The sequence below is a fragment of the Pseudomonas sp. PSB18 genome (assembly GCF_014596565.1).
Classification (GTDB): Bacteria; Pseudomonadota; Gammaproteobacteria; order Pseudomonadales; family Pseudomonadaceae; genus Aquipseudomonas.
The window spans coordinates 431,572-444,370 of sequence record NZ_NOIN01000003.1; the positions used below are offsets into that span (position 1 = coordinate 431,572).

Consider the following 12,799-nt stretch of genomic DNA (forward strand, 5'->3'; position numbering starts at 1 on the left):
AAACGAACGCCTCGGCTTCTGACAGAGCGCGTCGCTTTCATCGCGGGCAAGCCTTGCTCCCACAAAGTGCGACACCGGGCGCCGCTGGGCGAGGCTTACGAAACACCAGCACGTTCCCCAGCATCACCAATACCAGCCCGGCCAGCGCCGGCGCCGTCCAGTGGTAGCCTTCGACAAACGCCGAGACATTCAACGCCACCACCGGGAACAGGACCGTGCAATACGCCGCCCGCTCCGGCCCCATGCGCCCCACCAGCGTCAGGTAAGCGGTAAAGCCGATTACCGAGCCTGGGATTACCAGGTACAGCAGCGAACCGATGTAGCGCAGGTTCCATTCCATATCGAAAGCAATCCCGTTGAACAGGCACCACCCCGCCAGCATCGTCGCGCCGTAGGCCATGCCCCAGGCATTGGTGGTCAGCGGCTTGAGCCCGGCCTTTTGTTGCAGGCTCGAGAGCATATTGCCCGCCGAAAAACACAACGTGCCCAGCAATGCCAACGCCAATCCGAGCAGCGTCTGCGGGCTCGCATGATGACCGGCCAATTCCGGCCAGAACAACAGCCCCAGCCCCGACAACCCCAACGCACCGCCCAACAGCACGTTACGGGCGATCCGCTGACCGAAGAACACGCGGGCATTGAGGGCATTCCACAACGTGGCTGTGGAGAACACCACCGCCACCAGGCCGCTGGGGATCCACTGGCTGGCCGTGAGGAAACACATGAAATTGATGCAGAACAGGCACAGCCCCTGGGCCAGGCAGATCAAATGGCCACGCCGGTTCATCACCTGCAGGCGCCGACTGAGCAGGAGCATTGCGAACAGGATCAGGGCCGCGAGACCGAAGCGATAGACAATCGATACCGGGATGGCGACGACCCCCAATTGCAGTTTCAATGCAATCCAGGTGGTGCCCCAGATGAGTACGGTAAGCAGGTATAGCGAGAGGTTCATGGTGACGGCTCCTGACAATGGCGTTCAGTGTCACGCCGCCACCCACCGGGCACTTGCGTAAACTTGCGGTTTTGTCGGCGTGCAGGCTGGCACGGATCGTCCAACGGAGTAGGATGCAAGGCGTTGGAGATAACCGATCATGCCCACACTGCAAACCCTGCAAGTCTTCCAAGCCCTCAACAGCTCGCCCAACGCCCGTCTGGAGCACAGTGCCGAGCTCGGTGATGGCATGGCGGCCGCTTTGTGGAGCAATCATCATGATGCTCGGCACTACGAGGCCCCGACCCACCACACGCTGTCCTGCTACATCGCCGGCGGCACCGGTACCTTTCGTCGCGAACGGCCCGACACGCTCGGGGCCCCCGACAAACTCTGCGTCCTGCCGGCGGGCCACGAGTCGGCCTGGGTCATCAACGGCGACATTCGTCTCGCCCACCTGTATTTCAGCGCCGAACAATTCGCCCTCGGTTGCGTCACGCTACTGGATCGCGAGCCCCGGCAAGTGCAACTGCGCGAGGCGACGTTCCTCGACGACGAGCAACAGGCGCAACGCTTTCGCCAGTTGATCGCCCTGAACTGGGACGAACCCGGCGAGCGCCTGCTGACCACCAGCCTGGCCCACGAACTGCTCAATCACCTGCTGCTCAGCCAGGTCGGCCAGCGCCAGGACCTGCGCCTCAAAGGCGGGCTGGCTGCGCATCAGCGCCGATTGCTGGTGGACTACATCGACAGCCATCTGGCCGAGGCCATCAGCCTCGGGCAACTGGCGGCGCTGTGTGCGCTGTCCGAATACCACTTTGCCCGGATGTTCCGCGAAAGCTTTGGACTGCCCCCCCACCAATACGTGTTGGCGAGACGCCTGGCACAGGCGCGGCACCTGCTGCGCAACACCTCACAACCGCTGGGCGACGTGGCACTGGCTTGCGGGTTCGCCAGCGCCAGTCACTTCACCCACCGTTTCCGCCAGGCATTGGGGGCAACGCCTGGGGAGTATCGGCAGGCCTTCTTGCGCTGATAGCGGGTAAACGAAACGGGCCTGCTATTGCAGGCCCGTTTTCAGTTGGGATTAAAGATGAACGAGGTTTCAGCCGTGACGGGTGGCCCGCTCGTTCTCCAGGAATTCTTCTTCCAGCATCGCATCGGCCAGGGCCACGGATTCGGTCTGGACCACTGTGGCGCGTTTGCCACGCAGCTTGCCGAACAGGTGTTCCAGGGCATTCTCCAACTTCGTTGCCGCGCCCTCGATCGCTGCCTCCAGCGAACCGGCCTTGTGTGTCACGGAAATCGGTTGATGGCCCTTTGGCCGGGCTTCGATCTGGCAGCGCAGATCATGGGGACCAGGCTTGGCGCCGTTCTCATCCCCCAGATGGACCTCGACCCGTGTCAGGTCTTCCTCATAACGTTCGAGCGTGCTTTCGATGGTAGTACGTACCCACTCCTCCAGTCGGATGCTGCTTTGAATATGGTTATCGCTGTTGACTTGGATTTGCATAGTTCATCCCTTATTTCGGCTAGCTCGCCAGGGGCCTGTCGACGTTGGCGTAACGGCCCCTTGAGTACAGAGTCGGGCTGCCCGAGGAACAATTCAAGCCCTTCAAAAAGATAAATATTCATTTGCAAATAAAGCCGGACAACGGGCAAAAGCGCTGTTAATGTCGGGAGTTTCCTCGCCCCCGCCATCCTTCGCAATTTTGCGCCCCGCCCCGCACCGTCAACGAACATCCCGCCCCGAAACGGGCAGCCCCGGGGTCCCGTTCCAGAGCGTCGCGAGCTATCTCGCCGCGAACATTGACCGACGTTTTTTCCGGCATGCCCCTTGCTATCGTCTTGTTGCAGCGGTCGCAGGCGGCCCTCAGCTGATGGTTGCTTGCACCCAGCGATGGAACACGATCATGGAATGGCCGGTGGTCCGGTATTGCGAACTAATCCCGATCACGGCCGGTCAACAACTGCACGTTCAATCAGGCGGTGACGCATCATGGACAACCCTTTTCAGATCATTACCGACGCTTTTGCGCCGCAATATCAAATCAACCTGAGCATCCAGGGCCTCGACGGCAGCATCATGCTGACCCTGTCCAGGGCCGGACGGATCGTCGCCAAGCGCATGATCAGCGCCCAGCAGCGCAACGACCCGGAACGGCTCAAGCGCCTGGTGCAAAGCATTCAGTTCGGCATTGCCATCGAGCAGGGTCACAGCGCCGTGGCGATCCTCGAAGCCATGACCGGCGGTGACAACGTCAAGCTGCCACCACCGCGCCCGCAAGGCCCGGCCTCGGCCAGTCTTTAGATTTCTCCCTTTTCTATTTCCGCATGCTCGCTGGAACCCGCGCCGACCTTACGGTGCGGGTGCTCGATCTTCACCGATGGGAACTGCGACGACGCGTAGCGCACCACCAGAATCGAGAACGCCAGCAGCAGGATCCCACCGCACAGGTAGATGATCCCCAGGTCCGGCGGGCTGTGGTGGGAAACGTTGGAGATCAGCAGGCGGGTCAATGCCGTGATGGCTACGTAGATCAGAAACCGTACCGGCATGTGGTTGGTCTTGAAGTAGATCCCGACCATCGCGCCCAATTCCAGATAGATGAACAGCAGCAGGATATCGTCGATCTTGATATGCCCTGCCTCGATCATCTGCAAAAACTCCATGACCGCCGCCCATGCGGTCACCGCCCCGATGGCGAACAGCGCCAGGTAGTGGAACGTCTCGACGAACAGGTTGCCCAGGGACTCGGCCAACTGATGGACATTCTGGCGCAGGTTCTCGGCCCAGTTGATTTTCACGATGCGGTTTCCTTAGGTCGACTCGACCGAATGATGCGGGTTGGACGTGACGGTTGTTCTGCATGCAGAAAAAAGGCCAGCGGCGGTAACTGAGATGGCGAAAGGCCGGCAACCGACACGTCCAATGCGAGCCAACCGCACGCCCACGACAAATACCGAAACCGGTCTACATTAAAAAGCCACTACCCAAAGCGAAAGGATTCGCTTATTCTCCAACCTGTATATAAATACAGTATTCGTAACAAATCGGTTTAAAGATGCGCAAGACGGAACCATCCGTCGTGCTCCGAAGCCGTGATGCTTGGATTTTTATAGATTCCGCGGCCTGGCTTCCCAGGCTTGCGGCAGACACGCAAACAAACGAGAGGCCAGCCATGGCTGTTGAGATTCTGTACCGCAGTACACGTGATTTGGAGACTACGTTTTTGGACCGTAAGCTCGCTGATGCCCATGACCAGATGCTTGAACTGGCGGAGGTGCTGACCACTGTTCTGATGAAGAATGTGCAAGGCCTGGATGAAAAACAGGCTGAGGATGCGAGCATCTTCATGGCAAAAAACAGAGCGGCGTTTGCAGCAGCCTTCAAAAGCAACGCGGCCGCCCTCGGGGAACTTCTGGGTTCCGAAGGAAGCGAGTGAGCCTGCTATATCGGCTCGACGGCGTGGCGACTCAATAGTAACGGCGCGGGTCTGAATCGATCAGGCTGGCCAGCTTGGTCAGGGCGAAACGCAGCTCGTCCTGGCTGGTAGGGGACATCAGCACCACCCTTACGCTTCGGCTGGTCCCGGCGCGTTCAGCCTGGAACTGCGAGCCACTGAGCACCAGTACACCGTTGGCCCGGGCCAGCATGGTGAACTCGTCGCCGGTCCAGGGTTCGGGCAGCGTCAACCAGACATGGTACGCATAGGGCTCGGACTTGAGTTCGAAGCCGGCAAAGATTTCCCGGGCAATCGCTTGTCGTCCGGCAGCTTCGTTGCGCTGGATGCGAACCAGTTTCTTGTCCAGGCCTTCGGTGATCACATTGCTCGCCAGTTGTGCGGTCAACGGTGACGGCATCCAGACGCTGCTGCGCACCATCGAGGTCAGCCGCGACAGCAGTTTCGGCGGACTGTAGAGATAACCGACCCGAAGCGCCGGCATGACCGACTTCGACAGGCTGGTCAGGTACACCGACCGATCCGGCGCAAAAGCCGACAGCGGTTTGGTCGACGGATCGGTGGCGAGGAAACCATAGATATCATCGTCCAGGATGATGAAATCGAACTCTTCGGCCAATGCGGCAATCTGGGCCCGTCGCTTTTGCGACATGATCGCCGTCGTCGGATTCTGGCACGTCGCCACGCATACCAGCATCGCCGGTTTCTCTCGCAAACACAGTTCACGCAACGCCTCGGGGATGATGCCTTCGTCGTCCATCGGCACACCGCGCAGGCGACGTTCGAGGCCATGGGCCAGCGATATGATGCCCGGGTAGCAAAGCGCTTCGCAGAGGACCAGGTCACCGGCGTTGGTCAGGGCGCTCATCGCGACCATCAAGCCATGCTGGGCCCCGGCGGTGATCACCACTTGCTGCCATTGCGCATCGGGCAATGAATGGCGCAACCACTGTGCGCCTGCCTCACGATGGGCCGGGTGGCCGCCGTCCGGGGCGTAATCCAGGGCGCCGGCAAAATCAGTGCTTTTCGCCATACCCACCAGCGCGCCACGCAACCAGTACTCCAGGGTTTCGCTGGAAGGCTTGATGATCGAGAGATCGAGCAACTCGGGTTGCCCCAGGTTCAACGGCGCGGTGCCATGGGTTGTCGGCAGATCCAATGGCTGCTGGCTGAGCACATACGTGCCACGCCCCACCTCTCCCTGCACCAGCCGGCGTCGATGGGCTTCTCCATAGGCCCGGCTGATGGTACCCGGCGTGACATTCAAGGCATTGGCCAATTCCCGCAGGGTCGGCAAGCGGTCGCCCTCGTTCAGCACGCCATTGCCAATGTCCCGCGCCAACGCATCGGCAATCGACAGGTACATCGGCTGGTTGAACTCACTTAGCTGGGGAACCCACATGAATGATCGCTGCCCATCGTGGAAATGATGAATTTGCGAGCATATCACATCGAGGTTAGGCCACTTACAACGGGCACAATCGTCGCATTGAGTCGATTGATTCGATATTCAATCGCCAAGCCCTGTTCAAACGGCAATTCTTAAAAAATATATATTCAAATAAATCAAATAGTTAATAAACAACATAGAAAAAGCATCTCGAAGCCTTCTCTCGAACCATTGAATCAACTCAATTTTTTCAAATACACTCATTAAGAATCGAATCAATCGACTCAATCCCTCCCTGATCACAGCGCGCTCCTGCCGCGCCAAGTCGAGACATCATGGCCACACTCAAAAAGGATCTATCCCTGTCAGCGATCATTGCGGGCTTTATCGCCGTGATCATCTCCTACGCCGGCCCCCTCATCATCGTGTTCCAGGCAGCCAAGGAGGCACACCTGTCCAACGACGTGGTGTCCTCATGGATCTGGGCCATTTCCATCGGTAGCGGGATCACCGGCCTGTTCCTGAGCTGGCGCCTGCGTGTTCCGGTGATCACCGCATGGTCGACACCGGGGGCGGCATTGCTGGTGTCGATGCTGCCGACCGTCACCTTGCCCCAGGCCATCGGCGCCTATGTGGTGGCGTCGTTGATCATAGCCGTGGTGGGTTTGTCCGGCGCATTCGACAAATTGATGAGCCGCCTGCCCAAAGCCATCGCCGCCGCCATGCTCGCCGGCATCCTGTTCCGCTTCGGCGCAGAGCTGTTCACGTCGATCAAGCTGCAGCCGGCGTTGGTGCTGTCGATGATTGCGGCTTACCTGCTCTGCAAGCGCTTTTCGCCGCGCTACGCGATTCTGTCGGTGCTGGTGGTCGGCTGCGCGATGGCCGCCGTGTTCGGAGAGCTCAACAGTGGCTCGATTACCATCGAAGTGGCCCATCCGGTCTTTATCGCCCCGGAATGGAGTTGGCACGCGATCATCAACATCGGCCTGCCCTTGGCGCTGGTGACCCTCACCGGCCAGTACGTACCGGGCATGGCCGTGCTACGGACCGCGGGCTACAACACGCCAGCGCGCTCTATCATTTCGGTCACTGCAATTGGCGCGGCCCTGATGGCGCCCTTCGGCTCCCACGGTTTGAACCTGGCGGCCATTACCGCAGCGATCTGCACCGGCCGCGAGGCCCATGAGGACCGCGACAAACGCTACATCGCCGGCATCGCCTGCGGGGTGTTCTACATCCTGATGGGCACCTTCGGCGCGACGCTGGCCTCGGTGTTTTCCGCCCTGCCGAAAGAACTGATCGCCTCCCTCGCCGGACTCGCCTTGTTCGGTGCAATCAGCGCCGGGCTGACCGGGGCCATGGCCGATGAGAAGCAGCGGGAAGCCGCGCTGATCACCTTCCTGGTGACCGCATCGGGCATGAGTTTCCTGGGGCTGGCCGCCGCATTCTGGGGCCTGATCTTCGGCCTCGTGGCGCATTTCGTGCTGACCTATACCCGGCAAGGCAAAGGCGCCGCCGTCGCTACCGGCCACTGATCATGACGGCTCGCGGTTGTGCTGCGAGCCGTTGTTATCGATACAGCAAACGTTCTGCCAATTCATCCGCCACCCGGGCCGGTGAGCGTTTCTCCGCCTGGGCATGGGCAAAGACTTCCGTAAGCCGGGCAGCGATTTTCGACAGGTGAGCGGTGATGGTCGGCAGCTCTTCGCCGCGATGCTTGAGGGCGACGTAGATCAGGCCGCCGGAGTTGATCACATAGTCCGGCGCGTAGAGAATCCCACGCCTTTCCAGTTGATCGGCCACTTGCAGGTTGCTCAACTGGTTATGGGCCGAGCCGGCCACGGCCGAGCAGCGCAGTTGCGCCACGCTGTGGCTGTTGAGCACACCGCCCAGGCCGCAGGGAGCGAGAATGTCGCAAGGGGTGCTGAGCAACGCATCGTTGGCAATCGGATGGGCGCCCAGTTGCTCCATCGCCAGTTGCACCTTGCCAGGGTCGATGTCGCTGACCAGCAGTTCGGCGCCGGCCGCGTGCAACTGTTCGGCCAGGGCATACCCGACATTGCCCAGGCCCTGGATCGCCACGCGCAGGCTTTCGAGATTATCGCTGCCCAGCCGGGCCATGGCCGTGGCACGAATGCCGGCGAACACGCCCATCGCCGCATGAGGTGCCGGGTCTCCCGAGGCGGTGGTGCTGGTGACGTGACGGGTCTGTTGGGCGATGCAATCCATGTCGGCCACCGAGGTACCACTGTCGATAGCGGTGATGTACCGGCCGTCCAGTTGCTCGATGCAGCGACCGAAGGCTTCGAACAATGCGGCCCGGCTTTCGACATGGGCCGGACGCATGATCACCGCCACTCCGCCGCCCACGGGTAGCCCCGCCAGGGCGGCCTTGTAGCTCATGCCTTGGGCCAGGCGCACGGCATCGACCACGGCACTTTCATCGTCGGGGTAGGACAGATAACGACATCCCCCCAAGGCTGGCCCTGGGCGGCTGCTATGAATGGCAATGACCGCCTTCAACCCTGTTGTCGGGTCCACGCTCAAGTGCAGCGATTCAAGGCGGGAGCTTTGCATGAGCGCAAACATCGACAGGCTCCCGAATCACTTCTGTTTGTTTCGCCAGTATAGGCGCGTAGCTGAAATTTGCTGGAGCACGCCGGAATAAGTCGCCTCAGCTGTCAGTCTTTTCTGACATAACCGTTGCCGCCTCTCTCCGAAACTGGACGAAAGCCCGTGGCAGAGCTAAAACGAGGCAATGTCCGGAGAGTGTGATGAAACCGCGCCAAGCCTTTTTTGAATGTCTGCACCGGTCGCCTGCGGCGCTCTTCGAAGCGGCGCTTTGGATCGCTGCCGAGCATGATCGCGACGTCGACGTACCGGCCCTGCTAAGGGACTTCAGGGATCTGCAACAGCGGGTCAGCCATGACCTGCCGTTGCTGCCCGTCGCTGAGCTGGGCCAGCCCTTGTTGCGCTGCCTGAATGACCTGGGGTTTGCCCAGGACGATTTCACGCCCCTGCGCCCGCGCGTAGCGCTGCTCGACAAGGTATTGGCCAGGAAGCGCGGTCAACCGCTGGCCCTCGCCCTGATTGCCCTGGAATTGGCCCGAGGCCTGGAGATACCGATGGTCGGGGTCAATTTCCCCGGCCACTTCCTGCTCCGGGTGCCGGGGGCCGATCACCTGCTCGACCCCTGCGGCGGTCGCCGGCTGTATCCCAACGACTGCCGGGAACTGCTGCAACGCCAATATGGCTCGAACATGCCGCTCAAGGCCGAACACCTGGCCAGCGCCGAACCACTGCAGATGCTCCAGCGCCTGTCACGCAATCTCCGGCAGTTGCATCTGACGAACGACGAGTACATCGACGCGCTGATCGATGCTGAACGGGTACTGGAACTCGGCAACGCCAGTGCCGCCGATTACCTGGCCCGCGCCAGCCTTTACCAACGGCTCGATTGCCCCAACGCCGAACGCTTCGACCTGGAACATGCGCTGATGCTCAGTGAGGACCCGATCCAGCGGATCCGGCTGACAGAACGGCTGGGGCATCTGCCGCCGAATTCGATTGTGCATTGATCTGTAGGACTGGCTGGCATTCTTGCTGACTGTCAGGCCGCCATCGCGAGCAGGCTCGCTCCCACACGGGACTGTGTAACGCGAACCATGTGGGAGCGAGCCTGCTCGCGATGGCGCCAGATCAGCCAGCCTGGATCTTAGCCGGCGGGCGTATCCACCTGATGAGCCGGATGCGCCTGCTGAAAAGCGGCGTGTGCAGCCGCCAGCGCCGCAACACGACGGATCCGTGGATACCCCTGCAGGGAAACGTTGAAACGCTCAGCCGCGTACAACTGCGGAATCAGGTAGACATCCGCCAAGCCCGGCACGGGGCCGAAACAGTAGCCTTCGTCGCCGATCAACTGCTCCACCGCCGCCAGCCCCTGACTGATCCAGTGTTCTATCCACTCCGTCACCTGCGTTTCATCATGCCTCCACTGCCGCAGCTTGTTGAGCACGCTGACGTTGTGCAACGGATGGATGTCGCAACCGATCAGGGCGGCGACACCACGTTCATGGGCACGCACCGCCAGGTCAGGGTTGAGCAGTGGCACCTGTGGATAACGCTCCTCCAGGTATTCGATGATGGCCGGCGATTGCACCAGCAGCGCCCCCTCATCGGTGCGCAGCGCCGGCACCCGTCCTTGCGGGTTGATCGCGAGGTAGGCCGGCTGGCGATGTTCGCCCCCCGACGGGGCGATCAGGTTGACCGGCACGGCACGGTAATCCAGGCCCTTGAGTGCCAGGGCGATGCGTACCCGATAAGACGAGGTGGAGCGATAGTAGGTATAGAGTTCCATGCCCCGTCCCTCAACGCGCCGGCAGGATCTTGCCCCGGCATTCGCCGAAGCCGATGGAGGCGACACCTTCACGACTGCAACGGGCCCGCAGGATGATTTCGTCGCCATCCTCGAGGAACTTGCGCACTTCACCGGACGCCAGTTCGATCGGTTTCTTGCCGCCCTCGGTGATCTCCAGCAAGCTGCCGAACTGACCGCTTTCCGGCCCCGACAAAGTGCCCGAGCCGAACAGGTCACCCGCCTGCAACTGGCAGCCATTGACGCTGTGGTGCGCGACCATCTGCGCCACGGTCCAATACATGTAGCGGGTGTTGCTCAAGGTCAGGCGATGGGCCGGCAGGTTTTGCTCGCGCATGGTTTCGGTCAGCAGCAGGACTTCCAGCTCGATATCAAAGGCGCCGCCGTCCTGATCGCGCTTGTCCAGCAGATACGGCAGCGGTTGCGGATCCCCTTCCGGCCGCGCCGGTTGAGGGCGACGGAACGGTTCCAGGGCTTCAGCCGTCACGACCCACGGCGAAATACTGGTCAGGAAGCTCTTCGACAGGAAAGGCCCCAGCGGTTGGTATTCCCAGGCCTGAATATCCCGCGCCGACCAATCATTGAGCAGGCAGAACCCGCCGATGTGTTCGGCGGCATCACCGATGGCGATGGGCTCGCCCAGTGCATTGCCCTTGCCGATCCAGATCCCCAGTTCCAGCTCGTAGTCCAGCCGCGCGCAGGGGCCGAAGGTCGGTTCACTCTGGCCGGCGGGCAGGGTCTGGCCCTTGGGGCGGCGCACCTCGGTGCCGGACGGGCGGATGGTCGAGGCGCGACCGTGGTAACCGATGGGAACGTATTTGTAATTGGGCAACAGCGGGTTGTCGGGACGAAACAGCTTGCCGACATTCTGCGCATGTTCGATGCCGACGTAGAAGTCGGTGTAGTCGTTGATTTTCGCCGGCAGGTGCATCTGGCAATCCGTCGCCAGGGGAAGCATCTTCGCCCCTTGGGTCAGGATCAGCTCGCGTTGCGCGCTGTCTTCGCCCAACAAGGCCAGCAGCCGTTCACGCAAGGCCACCCGGGCGGGGCGGCCCAGTTCGAAGAATGCGTTCAACTGGCCGCCGCTCATGGCTTCGACAGCTTCGCGCGCCGTGCCATCGAACAGGCCTGCCTGTAGTGCGGCCTGCAAATCGAACACATGATCGCCAATGGCAACACCGCTGCGGGGGGCACCACCGTCCACGCTGAAGACCCCGAGCGGCAAATTCTGCAACGGGAAATCGGCATGGCCGTTGGCGGAGGCAACCCAGCTACGGGCAGGGGAAACTTGGGTCATGGATTATCTCCGGGTCGGGTCGAACGTGACGGGCAGCGAAGCCCAACAGGTATCGTAGTCGGTTTGCAGTTGCGGGCAGTCCAGGGCGAAACGGCTCGGGCGCAGTACCTGGCTGGTTTCGAACATGAAGGCCATGGTGTTATCGATTTTCACCGGCGTCAGCTCGGCGTTGATCGCCTTGGTGCAGGTTTCGCCGTCCGGACCATGGGCACTCATGCAACTGTGCAAGGAGGCGCCGCCCGGCAGGAAACCCTCGGCTTTGGCATCGTAGGCACCCTGGATCAGGCCCATGAACTCGTTCATCAGATTGCGGTGGAACCACGGTGGACGGAAGGTTTTTTCCGCCACCATCCAGCGCGGCGGGAAGATCACGAAATCGAGGTTGGCCAAGCCATGGACGCTGGTAGGCGAGGTCAATACCGTGAAGATCGAAGGGTCCGGATGATCGAAGCTGACCGTGCCGATGGTGTTGAACCGGCGCAGGTCGTATTTGTACGGCACGTTGTTGCCGTGCCAGGCCACGACGTCGAACGGCGAATGATCCAGTTCGCAAGCCCACAACTCACCGAGGAATTTCTGCACCAGGGTGGTCGGCTGCGCGAGATTTTCGTAATGCGCGACCGGTGCCAGGAAGTCCCGCGGGTTGGCCAGGCCGTTGCTGCCGATGGGGCCGAGATCAGGCAGGCGCAGCGGCGCGCCATGGTTCTCGGCGAGGTAGCCACGGGCCTGCGGATCGAGCAGCTCGACGCGAAACTTCAGACCGCGAGGCAACACGGCGATTTCCAGCGGCGCCAGATCCAGCATCCCCAGCTCGGTGACGATCCGCAGCCGCCCCGACTGCGGCACCATCAACCACTCGCCGTCGGCATTGAAGAACACCCGCTCCATGGAACGGTTGGCACGGTAGTGGAAGATGCTGATTCCGGCGGGCTTGTCCTGGCCGGCATTCGCCGCCATGCGCACCAGTCCGTCGATGAAGTCAGTGGGTTCGGCGGGGATGTCCAACGGGTTCCAGCGCAGGCGATTGGGGGTGACCTCGCCCAGTGTCCCGCCGGCCAATTGGCGTTCCAACTTGACGAACGCCGGATGGTTGGCCGATGGCCGGATGCGATACAGCCAGGTACGCCGCGCCTCGCTACGCGCCATGGTGAACGCCGTGCCGGAAAACAACTCGGCGTAGAGACCATACGGGGCCTTCTGCGGGGAGTTCTGGCCGGCAGGCAGCGCGCCGGGCAACGCTTCGCTGGCAAATTCGTTGCCGAAACCTGATTGGTACGCCAGCTCGGACGCTGTGGAATCGCGGTTCATGGAGCCTCCTGAACACCCGTTATTTTTATCG

General features: G+C 61.3%; 13 protein-coding genes. 5 read left to right on the top strand and 8 right to left on the bottom strand.

What is annotated here, in order from left to right; all coding sequences use genetic code 11:
• Window positions 1-37 precede the first annotated feature (37 nt).
• On the bottom strand, window positions 38-955 hold the full coding sequence (locus CGA22_RS09745; RefSeq protein WP_041022367.1) for a DMT family transporter: 918 nt from the start codon (window positions 953-955) through the stop codon (window positions 38-40).
• Window positions 956-1,094: 139 nt separating this feature from the next.
• Between CGA22_RS09745 and CGA22_RS09750 the strand changes: the two genes are divergently transcribed.
• Window positions 1,095-1,970: a helix-turn-helix domain-containing protein gene (locus CGA22_RS09750; protein ID WP_041022368.1), complete on the top strand. Its 876-nt coding sequence runs from the start codon at window positions 1,095-1,097 to the stop codon at window positions 1,968-1,970.
• 69 nt (window positions 1,971-2,039) lie between these two features.
• Here the strand turns inward: CGA22_RS09750 and CGA22_RS09755 are convergent, their stop codons facing one another.
• On the bottom strand, window positions 2,040-2,447 hold the full coding sequence (locus CGA22_RS09755) for an HPF/RaiA family ribosome-associated protein (RefSeq protein WP_041022369.1): 408 nt from the start codon (window positions 2,445-2,447) through the stop codon (window positions 2,040-2,042).
• 486 nt (window positions 2,448-2,933) lie between these two features.
• Between CGA22_RS09755 and CGA22_RS09760 the strand changes: the two genes are divergently transcribed.
• Window positions 2,934-3,245, top strand: coding sequence for a DUF3509 domain-containing protein (locus tag CGA22_RS09760; RefSeq protein WP_041022370.1), 312 nt, complete (start codon window positions 2,934-2,936; stop codon window positions 3,243-3,245).
• Here the strand turns inward: CGA22_RS09760 and CGA22_RS09765 are convergent.
• Entirely contained in the window at window positions 3,242-3,742 is a 501-nt protein-coding gene (locus CGA22_RS09765) for a phosphate-starvation-inducible protein PsiE (RefSeq protein WP_041022371.1), read from the bottom strand. The genes CGA22_RS09760 and CGA22_RS09765 overlap by 4 nt on opposite strands.
• Before the next feature lie 374 nt (window positions 3,743-4,116).
• Here CGA22_RS09765 and CGA22_RS09770 point away from each other — a divergent pair, with 374 nt between their 5' ends.
• Window positions 4,117-4,380: a YebG family protein gene (locus tag CGA22_RS09770; protein WP_041022372.1), complete on the top strand. Its 264-nt coding sequence runs from the start codon at window positions 4,117-4,119 to the stop codon at window positions 4,378-4,380.
• A gap of 31 nt (window positions 4,381-4,411) precedes the next feature.
• Here the strand turns inward: CGA22_RS09770 and CGA22_RS09775 are convergent, their stop codons facing one another.
• A complete protein-coding gene (locus CGA22_RS09775; protein WP_041022373.1) occupies window positions 4,412-5,800 on the bottom strand; it encodes a PLP-dependent aminotransferase family protein in 1,389 nt (462 codons plus the stop codon).
• A gap of 323 nt (window positions 5,801-6,123) precedes the next feature.
• Between CGA22_RS09775 and CGA22_RS09780 the strand changes: the two genes are divergently transcribed.
• Window positions 6,124-7,323 carry a benzoate/H(+) symporter BenE family transporter gene (locus CGA22_RS09780; RefSeq protein WP_041022374.1) on the top strand — a complete coding sequence of 400 codons (1,200 nt, stop codon included), beginning with the start codon at window positions 6,124-6,126 and terminating at the stop codon, window positions 7,321-7,323.
• Between the two features lie 34 nt (window positions 7,324-7,357).
• Here the strand turns inward: CGA22_RS09780 and CGA22_RS09785 are convergent, their stop codons facing one another.
• Complete coding sequence (locus CGA22_RS09785) at window positions 7,358-8,377, bottom strand: Glu/Leu/Phe/Val dehydrogenase family protein (protein ID WP_041022375.1); 1,020 nt, start codon at window positions 8,375-8,377, stop codon at window positions 7,358-7,360.
• Between the two features lie 185 nt (window positions 8,378-8,562).
• On the opposite strand from CGA22_RS09785, the gene CGA22_RS09790 reads away from it, so the two are divergent.
• Window positions 8,563-9,366: a SirB1 family protein gene (locus CGA22_RS09790; protein ID WP_041022376.1), complete on the top strand. Its 804-nt coding sequence runs from the start codon at window positions 8,563-8,565 to the stop codon at window positions 9,364-9,366.
• Between the two features lie 137 nt (window positions 9,367-9,503).
• On the opposite strand, the gene maiA is transcribed toward CGA22_RS09790, so the two are convergent.
• From maiA to hmgA, 3 genes are read right to left on the bottom strand one after another with little or no spacing between them, the layout of a single operon-like run.
• Window positions 9,504-10,145, bottom strand: a complete 642-nt coding sequence (gene maiA / locus CGA22_RS09795) for a maleylacetoacetate isomerase (RefSeq protein WP_041022377.1) — start codon at window positions 10,143-10,145, stop codon at window positions 9,504-9,506.
• 10 nt (window positions 10,146-10,155) lie between these two features.
• A complete protein-coding gene (gene fahA, locus CGA22_RS09800; protein ID WP_041022378.1) occupies window positions 10,156-11,460 on the bottom strand; it encodes a fumarylacetoacetase in 1,305 nt (434 codons plus the stop codon).
• A 3-nt stretch (window positions 11,461-11,463) separates the two neighbouring features.
• Entirely contained in the window at window positions 11,464-12,768 is a 1,305-nt protein-coding gene (gene hmgA, locus CGA22_RS09805) for a homogentisate 1,2-dioxygenase (RefSeq protein WP_041022379.1), read from the bottom strand.
• Window positions 12,769-12,799 lie beyond the last annotated feature (31 nt).

Coding starts and splice junctions, on each gene's coding strand:
- CGA22_RS09760 (WP_041022370.1), top strand. CDS start 2,934: ATGGACAACCCTTTTCAGATCATTACCGACGCTTTTGCGCCGCAATAT.
- CGA22_RS09770 (WP_041022372.1), top strand. CDS start 4,117: ATGGCTGTTGAGATTCTGTACCGCAGTACACGTGATTTGGAGACTACG.
- CGA22_RS09775 (WP_041022373.1), bottom strand. CDS start 5,800: ATGTGGGTTCCCCAGCTAAGTGAGTTCAACCAGCCGATGTACCTGTCG.
- CGA22_RS09790 (WP_041022376.1), top strand. CDS start 8,563: ATGAAACCGCGCCAAGCCTTTTTTGAATGTCTGCACCGGTCGCCTGCG.
- hmgA (WP_041022379.1), bottom strand. CDS start 12,768: ATGAACCGCGATTCCACAGCGTCCGAGCTGGCGTACCAATCAGGTTTC.
- maiA (WP_041022377.1), bottom strand. CDS start 10,145: ATGGAACTCTATACCTACTATCGCTCCACCTCGTCTTATCGGGTACGC.
- CGA22_RS09780 (WP_041022374.1), top strand. CDS start 6,124: ATGGCCACACTCAAAAAGGATCTATCCCTGTCAGCGATCATTGCGGGC.
- CGA22_RS09785 (WP_041022375.1), bottom strand. CDS start 8,377: ATGTTTGCGCTCATGCAAAGCTCCCGCCTTGAATCGCTGCACTTGAGC.
- fahA (WP_041022378.1), bottom strand. CDS start 11,460: ATGACCCAAGTTTCCCCTGCCCGTAGCTGGGTTGCCTCCGCCAACGGC.
- CGA22_RS09755 (WP_041022369.1), bottom strand. CDS start 2,447: ATGCAAATCCAAGTCAACAGCGATAACCATATTCAAAGCAGCATCCGA.
- CGA22_RS09750 (WP_041022368.1), top strand. CDS start 1,095: ATGCCCACACTGCAAACCCTGCAAGTCTTCCAAGCCCTCAACAGCTCG.
- CGA22_RS09745 (WP_041022367.1), bottom strand. CDS start 955: ATGAACCTCTCGCTATACCTGCTTACCGTACTCATCTGGGGCACCACC.